The sequence below is a fragment of the Psychrobacter sp. 1Y4 genome (genome assembly GCF_051847555.1).
Genome location: NZ_JBPYDE010000806.1, coordinates 1 through 609 on the forward strand (window position 1 = coordinate 1; position 609 = coordinate 609).

Consider the following 609-nt stretch of genomic DNA (forward strand, 5'->3'; position numbering starts at 1 on the left):
TGGTCAAAAAAAATAATGTTGATTTGACACAAATGCCGATTCTACCCATTACTGAGCAGTATCTTGCCTATATCAGTGAGTTAGATACTGAGCATTTTGAGTTGGCAGGCGATTATCTGCTAATGGCGTCGACGCTCATTGCAATCAAAACCGAATTACTATTGCCTACCCCTGATACCCCTACCGACGAGCGTGATCCAAAAGCAGAGCTGATTGAACGCCTCGAAGAATACGCGCAAATCAAAGTCGCCAGTCAGCGCTTAGACAATCTGATACGTTTAGAGCGTGATGTTTTTTTAGCGATGGTCAGTATGCCTAGTCAAGATGTCATGAATGCTGAGCTGCCTAGTTACTCGCCTACTCTGCTGATCGATAGCTTGTTCAAAATGCAGCTACAGCCAGACTATCAAATGCATACCATCAAAATCGATGCCGTACCACTTTCTGATCGTATCGCTAGTATTAGCAGGCAACTGAGCACTGATGGTGCCCGCTCCTTTTATGAGCTACTAGACAAAGCACAGGGTAAGATAGGCGTGGTTGTGAGCTTTGTCGCTGTACTTGAACTGATTAAGCGTCAATTGGTTGGTGTGGTCTATACAGAACCCA

General features: G+C 44.8%; 1 protein-coding gene. It reads left to right on the top strand.

Translation table 11 applies throughout. From position 1 onward, the window contains the following. On the top strand, positions 1–609 hold a 609-nt coding region (locus ACS8FC_RS18980; RefSeq protein ID WP_439297932.1), incomplete at both ends, for a segregation and condensation protein A.